Annotated in this window: 12 protein-coding genes and 2 tRNA genes; 5 read left to right on the plus strand and 9 right to left on the minus strand. The window is 58.7% G+C overall.

Translation table 11 applies throughout. The features are described from left to right. Nucleotides 1-48: 48 nt before the first annotated feature. From Q1A75_RS07005 to Q1A75_RS07015, 3 genes are all read right to left on the minus strand, one after another. The gene (locus Q1A75_RS07005; RefSeq protein WP_299546198.1) at nt 49-2,559 is read right to left on the minus strand and encodes a PBP1A family penicillin-binding protein; all 2,511 of its coding nucleotides are present in this window, start codon (nt 2,557-2,559) and stop codon (nt 49-51) included. A gap of 102 nt (nt 2,560-2,661) precedes the next feature. Further along, nucleotides 2,662-3,870, minus strand: a complete 1,209-nt coding sequence (locus Q1A75_RS07010) for an N-acetylmuramoyl-L-alanine amidase (RefSeq protein ID WP_299546196.1) — start codon at nt 3,868-3,870, stop codon at nt 2,662-2,664. Nucleotides 3,871-3,933: 63 nt separating this feature from the next. After that, a complete protein-coding gene (locus Q1A75_RS07015; protein ID WP_299546194.1) occupies nt 3,934-5,076 on the minus strand; it encodes an aminotransferase class I/II-fold pyridoxal phosphate-dependent enzyme in 1,143 nt (380 codons plus the stop codon). Between the two features lie 21 nt (nt 5,077-5,097). On the opposite strand from Q1A75_RS07015, the gene Q1A75_RS07020 reads away from it, so the two are divergent. Next, entirely contained in the window at nt 5,098-6,429 is a 1,332-nt protein-coding gene (locus tag Q1A75_RS07020; protein ID WP_299546192.1) for a M48 family metalloprotease, read from the plus strand. Nucleotides 6,430-6,432: 3 nt separating this feature from the next. Further along, complete coding sequence (locus tag Q1A75_RS07025; protein WP_299546190.1) at nt 6,433-7,179, plus strand: DsbA family protein; 747 nt, start codon at nt 6,433-6,435, stop codon at nt 7,177-7,179. 52 nt (nt 7,180-7,231) lie between these two features. Here Q1A75_RS07025 and ispG read toward each other — a convergent pair whose 3' ends face one another. The 3 genes from ispG to hemA all read right to left on the minus strand — a co-directional run bounded on the left by ispG (nt 7,232) and on the right by hemA (nt 10,980). Beyond that, nucleotides 7,232-8,365: a flavodoxin-dependent (E)-4-hydroxy-3-methylbut-2-enyl-diphosphate synthase gene (gene ispG, locus Q1A75_RS07030; protein WP_299546188.1), complete on the minus strand. Its 1,134-nt coding sequence runs from the start codon at nt 8,363-8,365 to the stop codon at nt 7,232-7,234. A gap of 73 nt (nt 8,366-8,438) precedes the next feature. After that, nucleotides 8,439-9,644, minus strand: a complete 1,206-nt coding sequence (locus Q1A75_RS07035) for a helix-turn-helix domain-containing protein (RefSeq protein WP_299546186.1) — start codon at nt 9,642-9,644, stop codon at nt 8,439-8,441. A gap of 112 nt (nt 9,645-9,756) precedes the next feature. Continuing rightward, entirely contained in the window at nt 9,757-10,980 is a 1,224-nt protein-coding gene (hemA, locus tag Q1A75_RS07040; RefSeq protein WP_299546184.1) for a 5-aminolevulinate synthase, read from the minus strand. Between the two features lie 219 nt (nt 10,981-11,199). Between hemA and Q1A75_RS07045 the strand changes: the two genes are divergently transcribed. Together Q1A75_RS07045 and Q1A75_RS07050 are read left to right on the plus strand one after the other, a co-directional pair. Then, entirely contained in the window at nt 11,200-12,570 is a 1,371-nt protein-coding gene (locus Q1A75_RS07045) for a M20/M25/M40 family metallo-hydrolase (protein ID WP_299546182.1), read from the plus strand. After that, nucleotides 12,567-13,421, plus strand: coding sequence for an alpha/beta hydrolase (locus Q1A75_RS07050; protein ID WP_299546180.1), 855 nt, complete (start codon nt 12,567-12,569; stop codon nt 13,419-13,421). Before Q1A75_RS07045 ends, Q1A75_RS07050 begins: the two co-directional genes overlap by 4 nt. Before the next feature lie 27 nt (nt 13,422-13,448). Here the strand turns inward: Q1A75_RS07050 and Q1A75_RS07055 are convergent, their stop codons facing one another. Continuing rightward, a complete protein-coding gene (locus tag Q1A75_RS07055; protein WP_299546178.1) occupies nt 13,449-14,321 on the minus strand; it encodes a hypothetical protein in 873 nt (290 codons plus the stop codon). A gap of 129 nt (nt 14,322-14,450) precedes the next feature. On the opposite strand from Q1A75_RS07055, the gene Q1A75_RS07060 reads away from it, so the two are divergent. Next, nucleotides 14,451-15,164, plus strand: a complete 714-nt coding sequence (locus tag Q1A75_RS07060) for a hypothetical protein (protein WP_299546176.1) — start codon at nt 14,451-14,453, stop codon at nt 15,162-15,164. Between the two features lie 112 nt (nt 15,165-15,276). Here the strand turns inward: Q1A75_RS07060 and Q1A75_RS07065 are convergent. Both Q1A75_RS07065 and Q1A75_RS07070 read right to left on the minus strand, forming a co-directional pair. Beyond that, nucleotides 15,277-15,353, minus strand: a tRNA-Asp gene (locus Q1A75_RS07065). Nucleotides 15,354-15,400: 47 nt separating this feature from the next. Beyond that, nucleotides 15,401-15,477, minus strand: a tRNA-Asp gene (locus Q1A75_RS07070). Nucleotides 15,478-15,490: the final 13 nt, after the last annotated feature.

Raw genomic sequence — 15,490 nt, forward strand, 5'->3', positions numbered from 1 at the left:
CAGCCACGGAACAACTGTTAATGCAGCTGTGCCACTGTTTGGGCGTATCTAGTACAGACCACCCGAGCTAAGCGTACCGAAGTTCGCTTTGGGTCCAACGACGGCCTTTTTACCCGTAGACGTGGTTACCTGACGGCCACCGCCACCGACTTCCTCGAACAACGGCAGGTCAGCGCCCATGGCAAAACCACCATCGAACGCAATGCCGAACGTCGGCTCAAACCCATCGCGGAAGCATTCGCTGACGACATTGTCACCTGCAGCCGCGTCGCTCAGGCGCGAGCCTGTAAAGCGATCGATCTTGATGAACACGCATTCCTCGGGAACATCAAAGGTCCCACCACCGTACTTCGCGATCGCCTCTTGCATGAATGCATTGAACACAGGGCCGCACATACCCCCGCCGGATGCACCCTTGCCAAGACTACGCGGCTGGTCATAGCCAATGTAACAGCCCGCAACGATGTCGCTGGAAAAGCCAATAAACCATACGTCCTTGGCATCGTTAGTGGTACCGGTCTTGCCCGCAATCGGCACCGGCAAGTTCACGCTCCGCGATGCGGTACCACGGTCGACCACGCCTTTCATCATCGATGTCAGCTGGTAGGCTGTAACCGGGTCCATGACTCGCTCACGATTAGATACCACCTGAGGTGCAAGGCCCGGATCAAGGCTGGCCAATTGTGTGCAATCCCGGCACTCACTTTCGTCGTGACGATACACGGTGCGACCAAACCGGTCCTGCACCCTGTCGATCAGCGTCGGCTGCACCCGCTCGCCACCATTGGCAAACATCGCATAGGCCGACACCATCTGGTACAACGTCGTCTCTTCCGAGCCGAGCGAGTTGGCAAGGAACAGACCCATGCTGTCATAGACGCCGAACCGCTCTGCGTAGTCCGCGACAATGTCCATACCGACCTCTTCCGCCAGACGTATGGTCATCAGGTTTCTCGACCGTTCAATGCCCGTACGCAGCGGCGTGGGACCATAGAACTTGTTGGACGAGTTGCGCGGGCGCCAAAGGCCCTGCGGCGTATTGATCTCGATCGGGGCGTCCACCACGATGGTTGCCGGGGAATATCCGCTATCGAGCGCGGCAGCATAAACAAATGGCTTGAAAGACGACCCCGGTTGCCGCTTGGCCTGTGTGGCACGGTTGAACACCGAATTCTGGTAGCTGAACCCGCCCTGCATCGCGATCACGCGGCCCGTGTTCACGTCCATCGCGACAAAGCCGCCCTGCACGCGCGGCACCTGACGCAATGTCCAGCGTATGAAGGATCCGTCGTCATCAGCGGTCATCGCGCGAACATGCACAACATCGCCAACTTCGAAATTGTCGAAAAAGTTGCCTTGTATCCACTTGATATCGTCACGCGGAACAACGGCGGCCGGTTCGCTGTCTGTCCAACCCTCAATACCAACGCGCAGCTGCTGGTCTTCAACTTCCAAGACAACGGCAGGCCGCCATACCCCGTTCAGGTCGATGTCACGTGCAACCGGAACATTCTTAAGCGCCTCTTCCCAGTTCCCAAGCTGATCAGCCTCAATGCTCTCGCCCGAGCCGCGCCAGACGCCCTGCCCCCGGTCGTAGCTTTCAAGTTGGCGCCGCAGTACGTAAGCCGCAATGGGCTGCATTTCGGCATCAATAGTCGCCCGCACTGTATAGCCACCGGTAAAGAACTCGGCCTTGCCGAAATCTTCACTCAACTGGCGGCGAATTTCGTCGGTGAAATAGTGGCGCGGGGGCAGTTCAGCCTTGAAGCTTTCGAAGTCACCATTCTGCACCGACCGCAATGGCATCGCCACTTCGGTTTCATACGTGGCGGTATCTATGTACCCGTTCTCCATCATCTCTTTCAGAACGAAGTTCCGACGAGAAAGCAGACGATCCGCCCGACGCACCGGATGAAAGTCCGACGGTGCCTTGGGCAAGGACGCCAGAAAAGCCGCCTCGTGTGGCGCCAGTTCAGTGAGCGTCTTGTTGAAATAGGTCTGGCTGGCCGCGGCCACCCCATAGGAGTTCTGGCCGAGGAAAATCTCGTTCAAATACAGTTCAAGGATCTTTTCCTTGTTCAGCGCTCCTTCCACGCGGGCCGCAAGGATGATCTCCTTGATTTTGCGTTCGGCCTGGCGGTCACCGGACAGCAAGAAGTTCTTCATCACCTGCTGCGTGATCGTAGATGCACCGCGCACATCACGCCCGCGGCTTCGCACGGCATCATATGCCGCGGCACCAATACCGCGCAGGTCATAGCCGTCATGCGTATAAAAGTTCTTGTCCTCGGCCGAGATGAACGCTTGCTTCACAAGGTCCGGGATCGTCTCGGCCGGGGCAAACAACCGACGTTCCTGTGCGAACTCGTCGATGATCTGGCCCTCGCCCGAGTAAATACGGCTGATCGTGGCAGGCTGGTACTGGGCCAGCGACTCGTGGCTGGGCAAGTCCCGGCCATACATCCAGAATATGGCCCCGATCGACAGCGCGACCATCGCAACGCCCATCGTCACCGTGGTGAAAATGCCGCCCAAGAAGGAAAGAATGAACCGAAACATAACCGCCCGCACCTGTTTTTCACGGTTGCTTTTGTTTCGGTATACGCCAGCGCGCGGACGGGGTCAAAAGCCAACTACAGCGCGATACCGCCGATGTGAAAGCTATTGCCGGATCAGTGGTTGCATTGCCAGATCATCATCCCGCCATTGTAGGATGCCGGACGCCAATGCTTCGACCATCACCGCGCGCCAGACGGGATCACGCAAGTTGGAAAGGTCGCGTTGATCGGACAGAAATCCGACTTCGACCAGGACGGACGGGATGTCAGCGCTTTTCAGAACCGAAAACGCAGCTTCGCGCCGGGGGCGCTTGTTCATCGGGCCGCCGGCCGTTGCCATGTTGTCGATCAACGCCGTGGCCAAAGTGTCCGTACGTGGCATCGTCTCTGTCCGGGCCAGGTCCATCAGAACCGATGCCACCTGATCATCCGTGCCGCTCAGGTCGACGCCCGCCAAAATATCTGCGCGGTCGTGCTGTGCAGCCAGTTGGGCCGAGGCCGCGTCGCTCGCCTCTTCAGACAATGTATAAACCGTCGCACCCCGAGCCTGCCCCTGGCTCAAGGCATCTGCATGCAACGACACGAAAGCATCCGCACCGACCTGATGCGCCAGCGCAACCCGGCCCGTCAGGGACACGAACGTATCCGTGTCGCGGGTCAAAACAACCTCCACACCACCCGCCCTTCGGAGCGCATCGCGCAGGGCCAATCCAATACCCAGCATCAGTTCCTTTTCACTCGTCGTGTCACGCACAGCGCCCGGATCAATACCCCCGTGCCCGGGATCGATCACAACAACGAAACCGTCAGGTGCCGGTTCGGGTGGTTGGTCTGCGGCCTGCACCCCCCAATCCGCATCCACCGGCGGCCCCGCCCGTTCCGCGAATTCCTCTTTAGACACCTCATTCAAAGTGATGCTTAGAACAGCGCGGCCAGACGATGAATCGACAGGCATCACAATCTGCTTGGGAAGCATTGGCAGGTCCAGATCCAGCACCAATCGCGACCAACCCGGCTTGAACGCCCCGAAACGGACAGCCGATATGCGACCGGGCTTGGGCAGCAAGCTGTCTGGCGACACGCCGGAAAAATCCACTTCCCGAAAATCCACCACCAACCGCGCCGGATCGGACAGGGAAAAGACACGATACGGCACACCTTGGCTCAACGTCAAAGTCAGATCAGATGAGCCAAACCAGCCATCGGAAATCTCGCTATTGGTAACGTCCACACGGGCCAGACCGGACAAATCCTGAGCCTGTGTGGAGACCGCATAGACCCATACCATCAACGCGACAAAGATCGCCCGCATAATTGCTGCCCTTTTCGTTTTGCGCGCAGCATACCGGGTCCCGCGTCCCGCGGGAATCCCCCATCAACGCCGATCCATGAAATCCTTCAGTCGGCGTAAGCCCTCGGCGACATCCTCTGTCGTGCGGGCATAGGAAAAGCGCAACGTTTGGTGGCCACGCATCGGGTCGAAATCAAGGCCCGGCGTGACGGCGACCCCCACCTCGTCCAGGATACAGGCAGCAAATGCACGGCTGTCATCGGTCAGCTCCGACACGTCCGTGTAGACGTAGAAGGCCCCGTCGGGGGGCGCGATCCGGGTAAACCCTGCCTTGGGCAGCCCCTCCAGCATCAAGGCGCGGTTGCTGCGGTAAACATCCAGGTTTGCCTTCAATTCATCGGTTGCATCCATCGCCGCAAGCGCGGCCACCTGGCTGGCGTGCGGCGGGCATATGAACATGTTTTGGGCCAGACGTTCGACCACACGCACATGATCCTCGGGCACCACCATCCATCCCGCCCGCCATCCTGTCATCGAGAAGTATTTAGAAAACGAATTGATGACGTAGACATCGTCACTGACATTCAAAGCACTGACGGCCTTGGCTTCGTATTCGATACCGTGGTAAATTTCGTCGCTGATGAAACTGGCGCCTGCCTTTTGCGTGGCACCGATCAGGTCTGACATCGCCGCATGATCCAGCATTGTCCCGGTCGGATTGGCTGGGGAAGCAACCAGCAGGCCTTGCAGATCATGTCCTGCAAAATCCTCGGGCACAGGTTGGTAGCGGTTGGCAGCCTCGGTGGGCAAGTCCACTGGCGTAAGGCCCAGCCCCGAAAGGATCTGCCGGTAGCTCGGGTAACCGGGCGCTCCGATGCCCACCCTATCGCCGCTGTCGAAAAGCGCGTTGAACGCAAGGATGAAACCACCTGATGCGCCCGAAGTGACGATCACACGATCCGGATTAAGATCAACGTCATACCACTCACCATATAGCTGTGCGATGCGCGCCCGCAACGCAGGCAGGCCCAGGGCAACAGTGTATCCCAACGGCCCGTCATTCATCGCCTGTTCCAATGCGCGGATCGCCGCCTGCGGTGCGCCGGTTCCGGGTTGCCCGACTTCCATATGGATTACATGACGGCCAGCGGCTTCGGCAGCACGCGCGGCCTCCATCACATCCATCACAATGAAGGGATCGACATCGCTGCGTCTTGAGGTTCGCATGGCGTCTCCTATGATCGAACCATGACCTTTCATACCGTGGCGCGAGTGGCGTCAATCCTGATCGTGTCGCTTGCGCTTGCCTTGCCTGCGCGCGCGGTATCCCTATTGCGTGACGCGGACATGGAATATGCACTGGCACAAGTCGCGGCCCCCGTACTCAAAGCGGCCGGATTAAGCGCATCGCGCACCAAGATCCTTGTCGTCAACGACAGCTCCCTCAACGCTTTTGTGATCAGCAATGATGCTATCTACATCCATTCCGGCCTGATCAGCCGAATGGACAGTGCAGCAATGTTGCAAGCTGTGATCGCACACGAAGCCGCGCATATCTCAAACGGACACATCACCCGGCGGATCACCAATCTGGGCAACGCCCGCACCGCTGCCACGCTGGGTCAAGCGCTGGCAATCCTTGCCGCTGCAGCAGGTGCAGGCGAAGGGGCCGTAGCCATCGGCATTGGGGCGCAAAGCGCTGCGCAACGCAATTTTCTAAGCCACACCCGAGCAGAAGAGACTGCCGCGGACCAATCCGGCGCAAGGTACCTGCGCAGCGCAGGTATCGATCTGGGTGGCATGCTGGACGTCTTTCGCCTTTTCCGCGGCCAAGAGGTCCTGAGCGCAAGCAGGCAGGACCCCTATGTCCGCTCTCACCCGCTGAGCCGTGACCGCCTGCGCACAATCGAAGGATTTGCAGCAGCGTACGGCAACTCTGCCACTGCCACATGGGATTATTGGTTTACACGCGCAAAGGGCAAGCTGACATCCTTTACACGTCGCCCCAGCTGGACACTGAACCGGTTGGGCGAAAGCGGTTACCGCGACATCGCCCTGATGCGCGAGGCCGCAGCACGGCACAAGAACTCGCAAACCCGTCGCGCGATTAATGCCATAGACAAGGCAATTGCCCTGCGCCCACAGGATCCGTTTCTATACGATCTCAAGGGACAGATATTGATGGAGACACGGCAGTTTGCAGCAGCGGCGAATACACATGGTCGCGCGGTGCAACTGCGGCCCAACGACGGGTTGCTACAAGCGGGCTATGGCCGGGCGCTGTTGGCGAGCGGAAATGTCAGCGCCGCCCTTCCCGCGCTGGAACAGGCCCGTCGCATCGATTTCCGCGACGGATCAATGCTGCGCGACCTTAGTGTGGCTTACGCCAAATCCGGTCAACGTGGGATGGCCTCTCTGATTACGGCTGAGCGCTACGCCCTGCGCGGCAGGCTGGAAGATGCCGGCATTCACGCCAAACGCGCCACCGGCCTGTTGCCAGAGGGCTCAGGCCCTTGGCAACGAGCCCAGGATGTACTCCTTGCCTCTGAACGCGCAGAAAAGCGCAAGAAACGGAGATAGACGATGTTCTTCCGCCCCCTCACTGCCGCCGCCTTTGCAATGTCTCTTGCGTTACCTGCCCAAGCGCTCGACCTGAGCCAGATGACCGACGAAGAGCGGCAGATCTTTCGCGAAGAAGTGCGGGCGTACCTGATGGACAACCCACAGGTCATCATGGATGCAGTGCAGGTTCTGGAACAGCGGCAAGCCGTCGCACAGGCGCAGGCCGATCTGTCTCTTGTGTCGGACAACGCCGATGATCTCTTCAACGACGGTTTCAGCTTCGTGGGGGGCAATCCAGACGGTGATGTTACGCTGGTCGAGTTCCTCGACTACCGCTGCGGGTTCTGCAAGCGGGCCCATGGTGAAGTGGCCAAGCTTCTGGAAACAGACGGTAATATTCGCCTGATCGTCAAGGAGTTCCCGATCTTGGGCGAGCAGTCTCTTCTCGCATCACGGTTTACGATCGCGACCAAGCAGGTCGCTGGCCCGGACGCTTACAAAGATATCAGCGACGCTGTGATGGAGATGTCAGGCGACGTTTCGATGCGGACACTGCGGCGCATGGCATCAACCTTTGGCCTCGATGCCACTGCGATCGAAGCCCATATGGAAAGCGAAGCGGTGACGGATGAAATTCGTCGCACCCGTGCCCTGGCACAAAGGTTGCAGATCACCGGAACGCCGACATTCGTTCTGCAGGACGAGCTTTTGCGTGGTTTCCTTCCGTTTGACGAGATGCAGGCGCTGGTGGACGAAAAGCGTGGCTAGGCCGTCGAACAATCAGGAAATGTTCGTACCGTTTTCTTGTTAGGATAGCTGGCTATTCAGCGGCCTGCGCATCTGCTGCTTCGGCTGCATCGAGCTCGGCGGCCTTCTTCTCGACCTCTTCCACGATATGATCGACCATCGCGTCGTTGTTCATCCGGTGGCTCTGTTTGCCAGCAAGGTAGACCATGCCATGCCCTGCCCCGCCGCCGGTAAATCCGACATCGGTCATCAGCGCTTCGCCCGGTCCGTTCACAACACAGCCAATGATGGATAAGCTCATGGGTGTCTTGATGTGCGCCAGACGCTCTTCCAGAAGTTCAACGGTCTTGATCACGTCAAAGCCCTGACGCGCGCAAGACGGGCAGGAAATGATGTTCACGCCACGATGACGCAGGCCCAACGACTTGAGGATTTCATAGCCGACCTTCACCTCTTCGACAGGATCGGCAGACAATGAGACGCGGATCGTGTCGCCAATACCCATCCACAGCAGATTGCCAAGGCCGATCGCCGATTTGATAGTCCCCGACGTCAAGCCACCCGCTTCCGTGATCCCGAGGTGAATGGGGGCATCCGTGGCTTCGGCCAGCTTCTGGTAGGCGGTGGCAGCCATGAAGACATCCGACGCCTTGCAACTGATCTTGAACTCGTGAAAGTCGTTGTCCTGCAAGATCTTGATATGATCAAGGCCGCTCTCCACCATCGCGTCGGGCGTCGGCTCTCCGTACTTCTCAAGCAAATGCTTTTCGAGCGAGCCCGCATTCACGCCAATGCGGATCGAACAATTGTGGTCGCGTGCGGCCTTGATGACTTCCTTAACCCGATCCTCGGACCCGATATTGCCTGGATTGATGCGCAGACAGGCCGCACCGGCCTCAGCCGCTTCGATCCCGCGTTTGTAGTGAAAGTGGATATCCGCGACGATTGGCACGGGGCTTTCCGCCACGATCTCTCTCAACGCTTTCGACGACGCCTGATCCGGAACCGAGATCCGGACGATATCCGCGCCAGCCTCGGCCGCGGCCTGCACCTGCGCCACTGTCGCCGCGACGTCGGTCGTCAAAGTGTTGGTCATAGTCTGAACGGTGATCGGTGCATCACCACCAACGGGTACGGACCCCACCATAATCTGGCGGCTTTCCCGACGGTAGATGTTACGCCACGGACGAATATGGTTAAGCGACATGAAACACCCTGTTCAGCATCGGCAGTTGTCATGGAAGATAGACAGGTGACGCCACACCGGCAATGGGGCGCGACTATTCGCTGACCTGTGTGGATGCCGCCCGCGCCTCAGCATAACGCGTCAGACCTTCGTCCGTGCTGACATCAACGGGCAGATAAGTCTCTTTGAGCCCTGCGATTTCCAGTGGCAGGTTCGACGTCACGGCCCCTGTTGGGCCCACAGGACCATAGAATTTGTCGTTCATGGCAAAATAGATTGCGCCACTTTCACCGGTGCGCAATGTGGGTGCCTCTTCGGTCAGCGGTGCTTCCCACGTGTCACCGGCCTGCATCGTCGCCTCGTAGATCACGGTGCCATCGGCGGCCCTGACACGTACCCAGGATGGGCGTACGGCAACCATTGTAAGTGCAGGCGCAGTTTCTTCGACGACCTGCGGCACGGTAGGTGCGATCGCTTCGGCCAAGGCACGATCTACAGCGCCAATGAGCGGCGCAGTGTCCGCCGGTGCAGGTGCGGCAAATGTTCCGATCTCGCGGGGATCCAAGGTAGCGATGGGCGCATCGCGCGCCACCAGCACGGGCACATCCAACGCCTGCGGTCGATACAGACGGTCCAATGCATCCGCGCGGGGCGTATCTATGGCTGGTCCTTGTTCGGCCTGAACAACGTTCGAACCGGCCAATGGATCAAGATCGGACAAAACCACCGGTGTTTGGTCAACTGGTGCAACCTGCACACGCTGCACTTCCTGCAGTACCGAGTAGCCGCCAAACCCAATACCGCCAATCAAGGCAAGCAACACAAGGGACGAACCAACCGCGCGCGGCTCTATGCGCGACCAGACGGCCTCGCCCGCCGGTAAAAACGGTGTCGCAGGCGCGGCAAAGATATCAGCGCCATGTGGCTTTTGCAGCCGGTCCTCGCGTGCGGCCTTTTTGACAACGGACGCCTCTGCCGACATGCCATGCGCAACTGCGAAACCGCTTTCCCCGCAAAAAGTATTAAATGCCCGGTCGGGGTCCATATTCAGATATCGGGCATAGGATCTGACGTAACCGGCAATAAAGCCCGGTGTGTCAAACGCATCTGGGTCGCAGGCTTCGATTGCGGCAATGTAGCTGGCTTTGATGCGCAATTCGCGCTGCACATCCAAAAGGGACTTGCCCATCGTCGCGCGCTCACCGCGCATGATGTCGCCAAGGCGCAGTTCGAAATCGTCAAAGCCCTTTGGCTCGACGTCTTCTTCGATTCTGGTGCTGTCGGATTTACGCCCGATCATACCGCTGCCCCATTGTCCCAAGTGATAACAAATCGATCCCACTCGATTCGCCCCACCCCTGTTGTTTAACAGACGGTAACATATGGCAACGATATTTGCGAATATTAGTGAATTATCCGGCGCTCTCGGCGCGATTTAGCGCACAGTGCGACCACAGTTTATCCATTGCTTTTACAAGCGCATCGATCTCTTCCGGACCGTGCACCGGCGACGGAGTGAATCGCAACCGTTCGGTGCCGCGTGGAACCGTGGGAAAGTTGATAGGCTGCACGTATATCCCGTGATCTTCCAGCAGCATGTCGCTGAGCAGTTTGGTATGCACCGGGTTGCCGACCATAACAGGCACAATGTGACTGCCGTGGTCGATGATGGGCAATCCCATACCTTTAAGCCGCAATTTCAACGCCTTGGCCTGTGCCTGATGATCGGCCCGCAGGTTTTCAGCAGTTTTCAGGAAAGCGACAGATGCCGCTGCCCCTGCCGCAACAGCCGGCGGCAGCGAAGTCGTGAAAATGAAACCAGGCGCATATGATCGGATGGCATCGCACATCTTGGCCGATGCAGCGATGTAGCCGCCCATCACACCGTATGCCTTCGCCAAGGTGCCATTGATGATATCCATGCGATGCATCAGGCCATCGCGCTCTGCAACGCCAGCACCGCGTGGGCCGTACATACCAACGGCATGCACCTCGTCGATATAGGTTAACGCACCGAACTCATCAGCAAGTTCGCAGATCTCTGAGATCGGGCCAAAGTCACCGTCCATCGAATAGATCGATTCGAAGGCAATCAATTTGGGCGCGTCCGGATCGTCCGCCGCCAACAGTTCCCGCAGATGCTCAACATCGTTGTGGCGGAAAACACGCTTGGCGCCACCGTTGCGACGCACCCCTTCAATCATCGAGGCGTGGTTCAGCGCATCCGAGTAAATGATAAGCCCAGGAAAGAGTTTAGGCAGCGTACTTAATGTTGCGTCATTGGCGATATATGCACTTGTAAACAGCAGTGCCGCGTCCTTGCCATGCAGATCCGCAAGCTCGGCCTCAAGCCGTTTGTGATAGACTGTCGTGCCTGAAATGTTGCGCGTCCCGCCCGAACCCGCACCCGTCGCGTCAATCGCCTCGTGCATTGCCTTCAGCACAATCGGGTTTTGCCCCATGCCAAGATAGTCGTTGCCGCACCAAACGGTGATGGGTGCCTTGGTGCCATCGGGCCGCGTCCATTCCGCATGCGGGAACTGCCCCTTCTGGCGCTCGATGTCGATGAAGGTCCGGTAGCGACCTTCGTCATGCAGGCGTTGCAGTGCGGTGTCCAATTTGGCGGTGTAGTCCACGCGAGGCTCCATTTTGGTCTTTGCGGCTGTGCCATAGCACTGACGCGCTAGTTAGAACGAATATAGACTGCAAGATTGGGCTTCAATGCTAATCAAATGCGCGTCATGTCGCAGGTCCGGTATTCCCCACCCCTGTGCGCTTCGCTTTGACCCAGATCAACCACTGGACACTGCGTCGGCGCTCCTTAGTGTTGCGACACACTCAGAAAAGGAAGCCCAATGACCCTCGACGCCGTCCTGTCCCGCATTGATGCTGATTTGCCCCAAGCAACCGACAGGTTGCTGGAGTTACTGCGCATCCCGTCGATCTCGACCGATCCGGCATTTGCGGATCACTGCCAGACCGCGGCGGACTGGCTGGTCGCGGACTTGCAAAGCATTGGTATTGATGCCGAAAAACGGGATACCCCCGGTCACCCAATGGTTGTTGGGCATGTTGATGGCGACGGCCCGCACCTTCTGTTTTATGGGCATTATGACGTGCAGCCGGTTGATCCGCTCGAACTATGGGACCGCGATCCGTTCGATCCGCAAATCGAAGAGACGCCAAAGGGCACAGTCATCCGCGGGCGCGGCTCCTCGGATGACAAGGGGCAGTTGATGACGTTTGTCGAAGCCTGCCGCGCGTGGAGATCAGAACATGGCACTTTTCCATGCCGCATCACCTTCTTCTTTGAAGGCGAAGAGGAATCAGGCTCGCCCTCCCTTGTCCCGTTCATGCAGCAGAATGCGGAAGAACTGAAATCCGATCTCGCCCTGATCTGTGACACCGGCATGTTTGAATCCCGTGTACCTTCGATCGTCACTATGCTGCGCGGCTTGCTCGGCGAAGAGCTCACGATTACCGCCCCGGACAAAGATCTACATTCGGGTATGTATGGCGGGGTCGCGATGAACCCGATCCGCGTGCTCAGCCGTATCCTTGCCGGTCTGCACGATGATCAGGGCCGTGTGACGGTCCCTGGCTTTTATGACGGCGTGCCTGAATTGCCCGACGACATTCGCAGCCAATGGCAGGGTCTTGCCTTCGATCACGGCGCCTTCCTTGGCGATGTCGGCTTGTCCGAGCCCGCGGGTGAACAGGACCGCACCCCGATTGAAATGATCTGGTCTCGACCGACCTGCGACGTGAACGGCATCTGGGGCGGCTACACAGGCAGTGGGTTCAAAACCGTGCTGCCGTCCAAGGCAAGTGCAAAGGTCAGTTTCCGCCTTGTCGGCGATCAGGACCCGCACAAGATCCGCGACAGCTTTCGTCAGATGGTGCGGGACGCCCTGCCGACCGATTGCGAGGTTGAATTCTCAGGTCACGGCGCCGGCCAGGCCTCCACGACCGAAACCACCGATCCCGCATTCGAGGCCGCGCGCGTTGCTCTTACAAACGAATGGAACATCCCCGCAGCCTACGTTGGCTGCGGCGGGTCGATCCCGATCGCAGGTCACTTCCAGGACATCCTCGGCACCACGCCCATGCTTGTGGGTTTTGGCAAGGACGATGATCAGATCCATTCGCCCAACGAAAAGTATGACATGGAGAGCTTTCACAAGGGCATCCGCAGCTGGGCGCGCATCCTTGATGCCCTGACATGACAACATTCACGACCGCCGATGGCATCGCCATCGCCCATGACATACAGGGCCATGGGCCTCCTGTTCTGCTGCTGCATGGCTTTCCGCAAACACGTGCCATGTGGCACGCTATTGCGCCACAACTGGCCAAACATTTCACCGTTGTCACAGCAGATTTGCGTGGTTACGGGGCCAGTACAAAACCCGCCCAGATGCAGGACATGAGTTTTCGCTACATGGCGGCTGACCAGCGAGCGTTGATGAGGCATCTGGGGTTTGATCAATTTCACCTTGTCGGCCATGACCGGGGCGCACGCACGGCACACCGTATGGCGTTGGACAATCCCGAAAGTATTCTGTCCCTCACCTTGATGGACATTGTGCCGACACATCTGTTGTTGGACAGGCTAACCCAACAGGTTGCGCGCGCTTACTATCACTGGTTCTTCCTAGCTCAGCCCTCGCTTTTGCCTGAAACGATGATCGGTCACGATCCAGATGCATACTTTGAAAGCTGTCTGGCGGGTTGGGGCGGCGGCATGGACGGGTTCGAAAAAGATGCACTTGCCGCGTATCGCACCTCATGGCGCGATCCTCAGTGCATCCACACCATGTGCAACGACTACCGGGCGGCCATCGATGTTGATTTCGACCTGGATGCTGCAGATCTTGCGCGGTCTGTCGATTGCCCGGCTCTTGTGCTTTATGGTGCGGACGGGATCATGGCGCGCGCATATGACGTGGCTGCGACCTGGGCTGACCGGCTCACCGACATGCAAGCAAGGGGCCTGCCCGGCGGCCATTTCTTTCCAGACACGCATCCCGAAGAGACGGTGAAAGCCCTCACCGCTTTTTTGAGGGCCCAACCGTAAGGCGCACCTGTCCGTGCGCCCCGCATGTCAAATCACCCCGAAAAATCGTTCCGGCAGGACATATTGTGTGCCGTAGTCCGGTCGGTCGAAGTGATAATACCCGGTGTCGCGACGCGGCTTGAAACTGCGCTGCATCCTGCGACGCAACGGCCGCATGTCAAAACCGTCAACCATTTCAAGCTTCGAGAATGCCTCGAACACGGCGCGGTCTTCTCCTCTGGCCTCAGCAAACCAGTGACGCCCAATCGAGGCGTCCTTGACGGATACGTTTACCTCATCCGTAACGGCGTTGCGGTGGTCCATCACACCAACGTAAGCTCCAAAGTCGCAGAACTTCAGATGCATCAGGTACAGATCATCCGGCGTGAACAACTTGTCGGCCTGGGTGAAATGCCCGCCCCGCGCAATCTTCACCGGGGCCGAGATAACGCAGGGTTTCGAGTAGTGCGGCGCCGGTCGCACGTGGCGGCGCGGGCCGAGGATGTGGTCCGTGATCACGTCTTCTTCGATATCCACACGGTGGATCACCTCAAGGCCAAGGGGCGTCAGCACACGGCCCTCGGGTGCGTCTTTCAGAAAGTCCAGCAAGGTCCCGCCGGCCTCCGGATCTCGCACCACCAATTCGTCCACATCCCCCACGATCACTTGGCGGTAGTAGCGCCGCAATCCGCCAACCAGATTGTTCAGCAGGCCCCAGCGCTTGATGTCAAAATTCTTGTGTGGATCGCCCGGAATGCCGATGATGTTGCACCCTGCGGCCAGTTCGGCCACCTCGGCCCCACGGCCGTGGTTGACCACATAGCAGTTCTCGCGACCAAACATCTCACCGTAGTGGCGCAGCCACGCTTTCAGGAAAAACGCGTCATCGCGCACCATGGTCACGGCGGCCACTGTCTGCATCTGCTAAGGTCCTGCTCAAAGGGTTGTTTTTGCGCACCCTACCGTAAGGGTCCTGACAAGAGAATCGTTATTTTGCAGCAAAGATCGCCCATCTCCCTGCCCCCAGACTTTGCCCAGAGCGGCTTGCACGTGATACGCACAGGCACAACGCCCATCACGCGTTACCAGGTCATTGGCGAACGGTCATCTGGTACGAACTTCGTCAAGCGGCTGCTGGGTCGGAACACTGACCTCAAACCGACCGAAGATCTGGGTTGGAAACACGGCTTTCCGCACATGATGGCGGTCCCGTCGGATATGGCCGTAATCATCGCCGTGCGACGGGCCGACACGTGGGCGCGGTCCATGTTCTCGAAACCGTGGCACGCAACCCCGACACTGCAGGCAATGCCCTTTTCAGAGTTCATCCGCGCGCCATGGGATACGATCATCGATCGGCCGCGGTACTTTGAAGGGTTGGTGCCCGACAACAGTATCGGGCAGCCCTTGCAACACGACAGGCATCCCGTCACCGGATCACGCTTTGAAACGCTCTTTGCCCTACGCACAGCCAAATTGCAGGCCATGCTGTCTCTGCTCAACCGCGACTGCACCTGCGCCGTTGTTCGGATGGAGGATGCGCAGGCCCAGCCACAGGCCACACTCGCCGCTTTGACATCTGCACTGGATGCCGCGCGACCGCATTCGGAATATCGTCCCGTGGTCAAACGGCTGGGCTCAAAATTCAAAGCTGCGCTCCCAGATCGCCCGGCATTGCCTAACGATTGGAACGATGAAGACATGGCACACCTGTGCGCCAGTATCGACGTCGATCTCGAAACGCAGCTCGGTTACAGCTACTGATCCCTCTTGATTTCGAAAAAAAATGTAAAAAGCGCGCGGGGCTGGCCAGCCGCTCGGGACGTGCGCATGGCGCGGCACTATCCAAATCAAAAGATGACATTTCAGTCGAAAGTGGCGCGGTTGACGGGGCTCGAACCCGCGACCCCCGGCGTGACAGGCCGGTACTCTAACCAGCTGAGCTACAACCGCGCATTGGCCTTTCGGCGTGCCCATTTCTCCGGGACCAGAGGCAGCAGTGGCGCGGTTGACGGGGCTCGAACCCGCGACCCCCGGCGTGACAGGCCGGTACTCTAACCAACTGAGCTACAACCGCCCGCTGCGTTTGG

The organism is uncultured Tateyamaria sp. (assembly GCF_947504105.1).
GTDB lineage: Bacteria > Pseudomonadota > Alphaproteobacteria > Rhodobacterales > Rhodobacteraceae > Tateyamaria.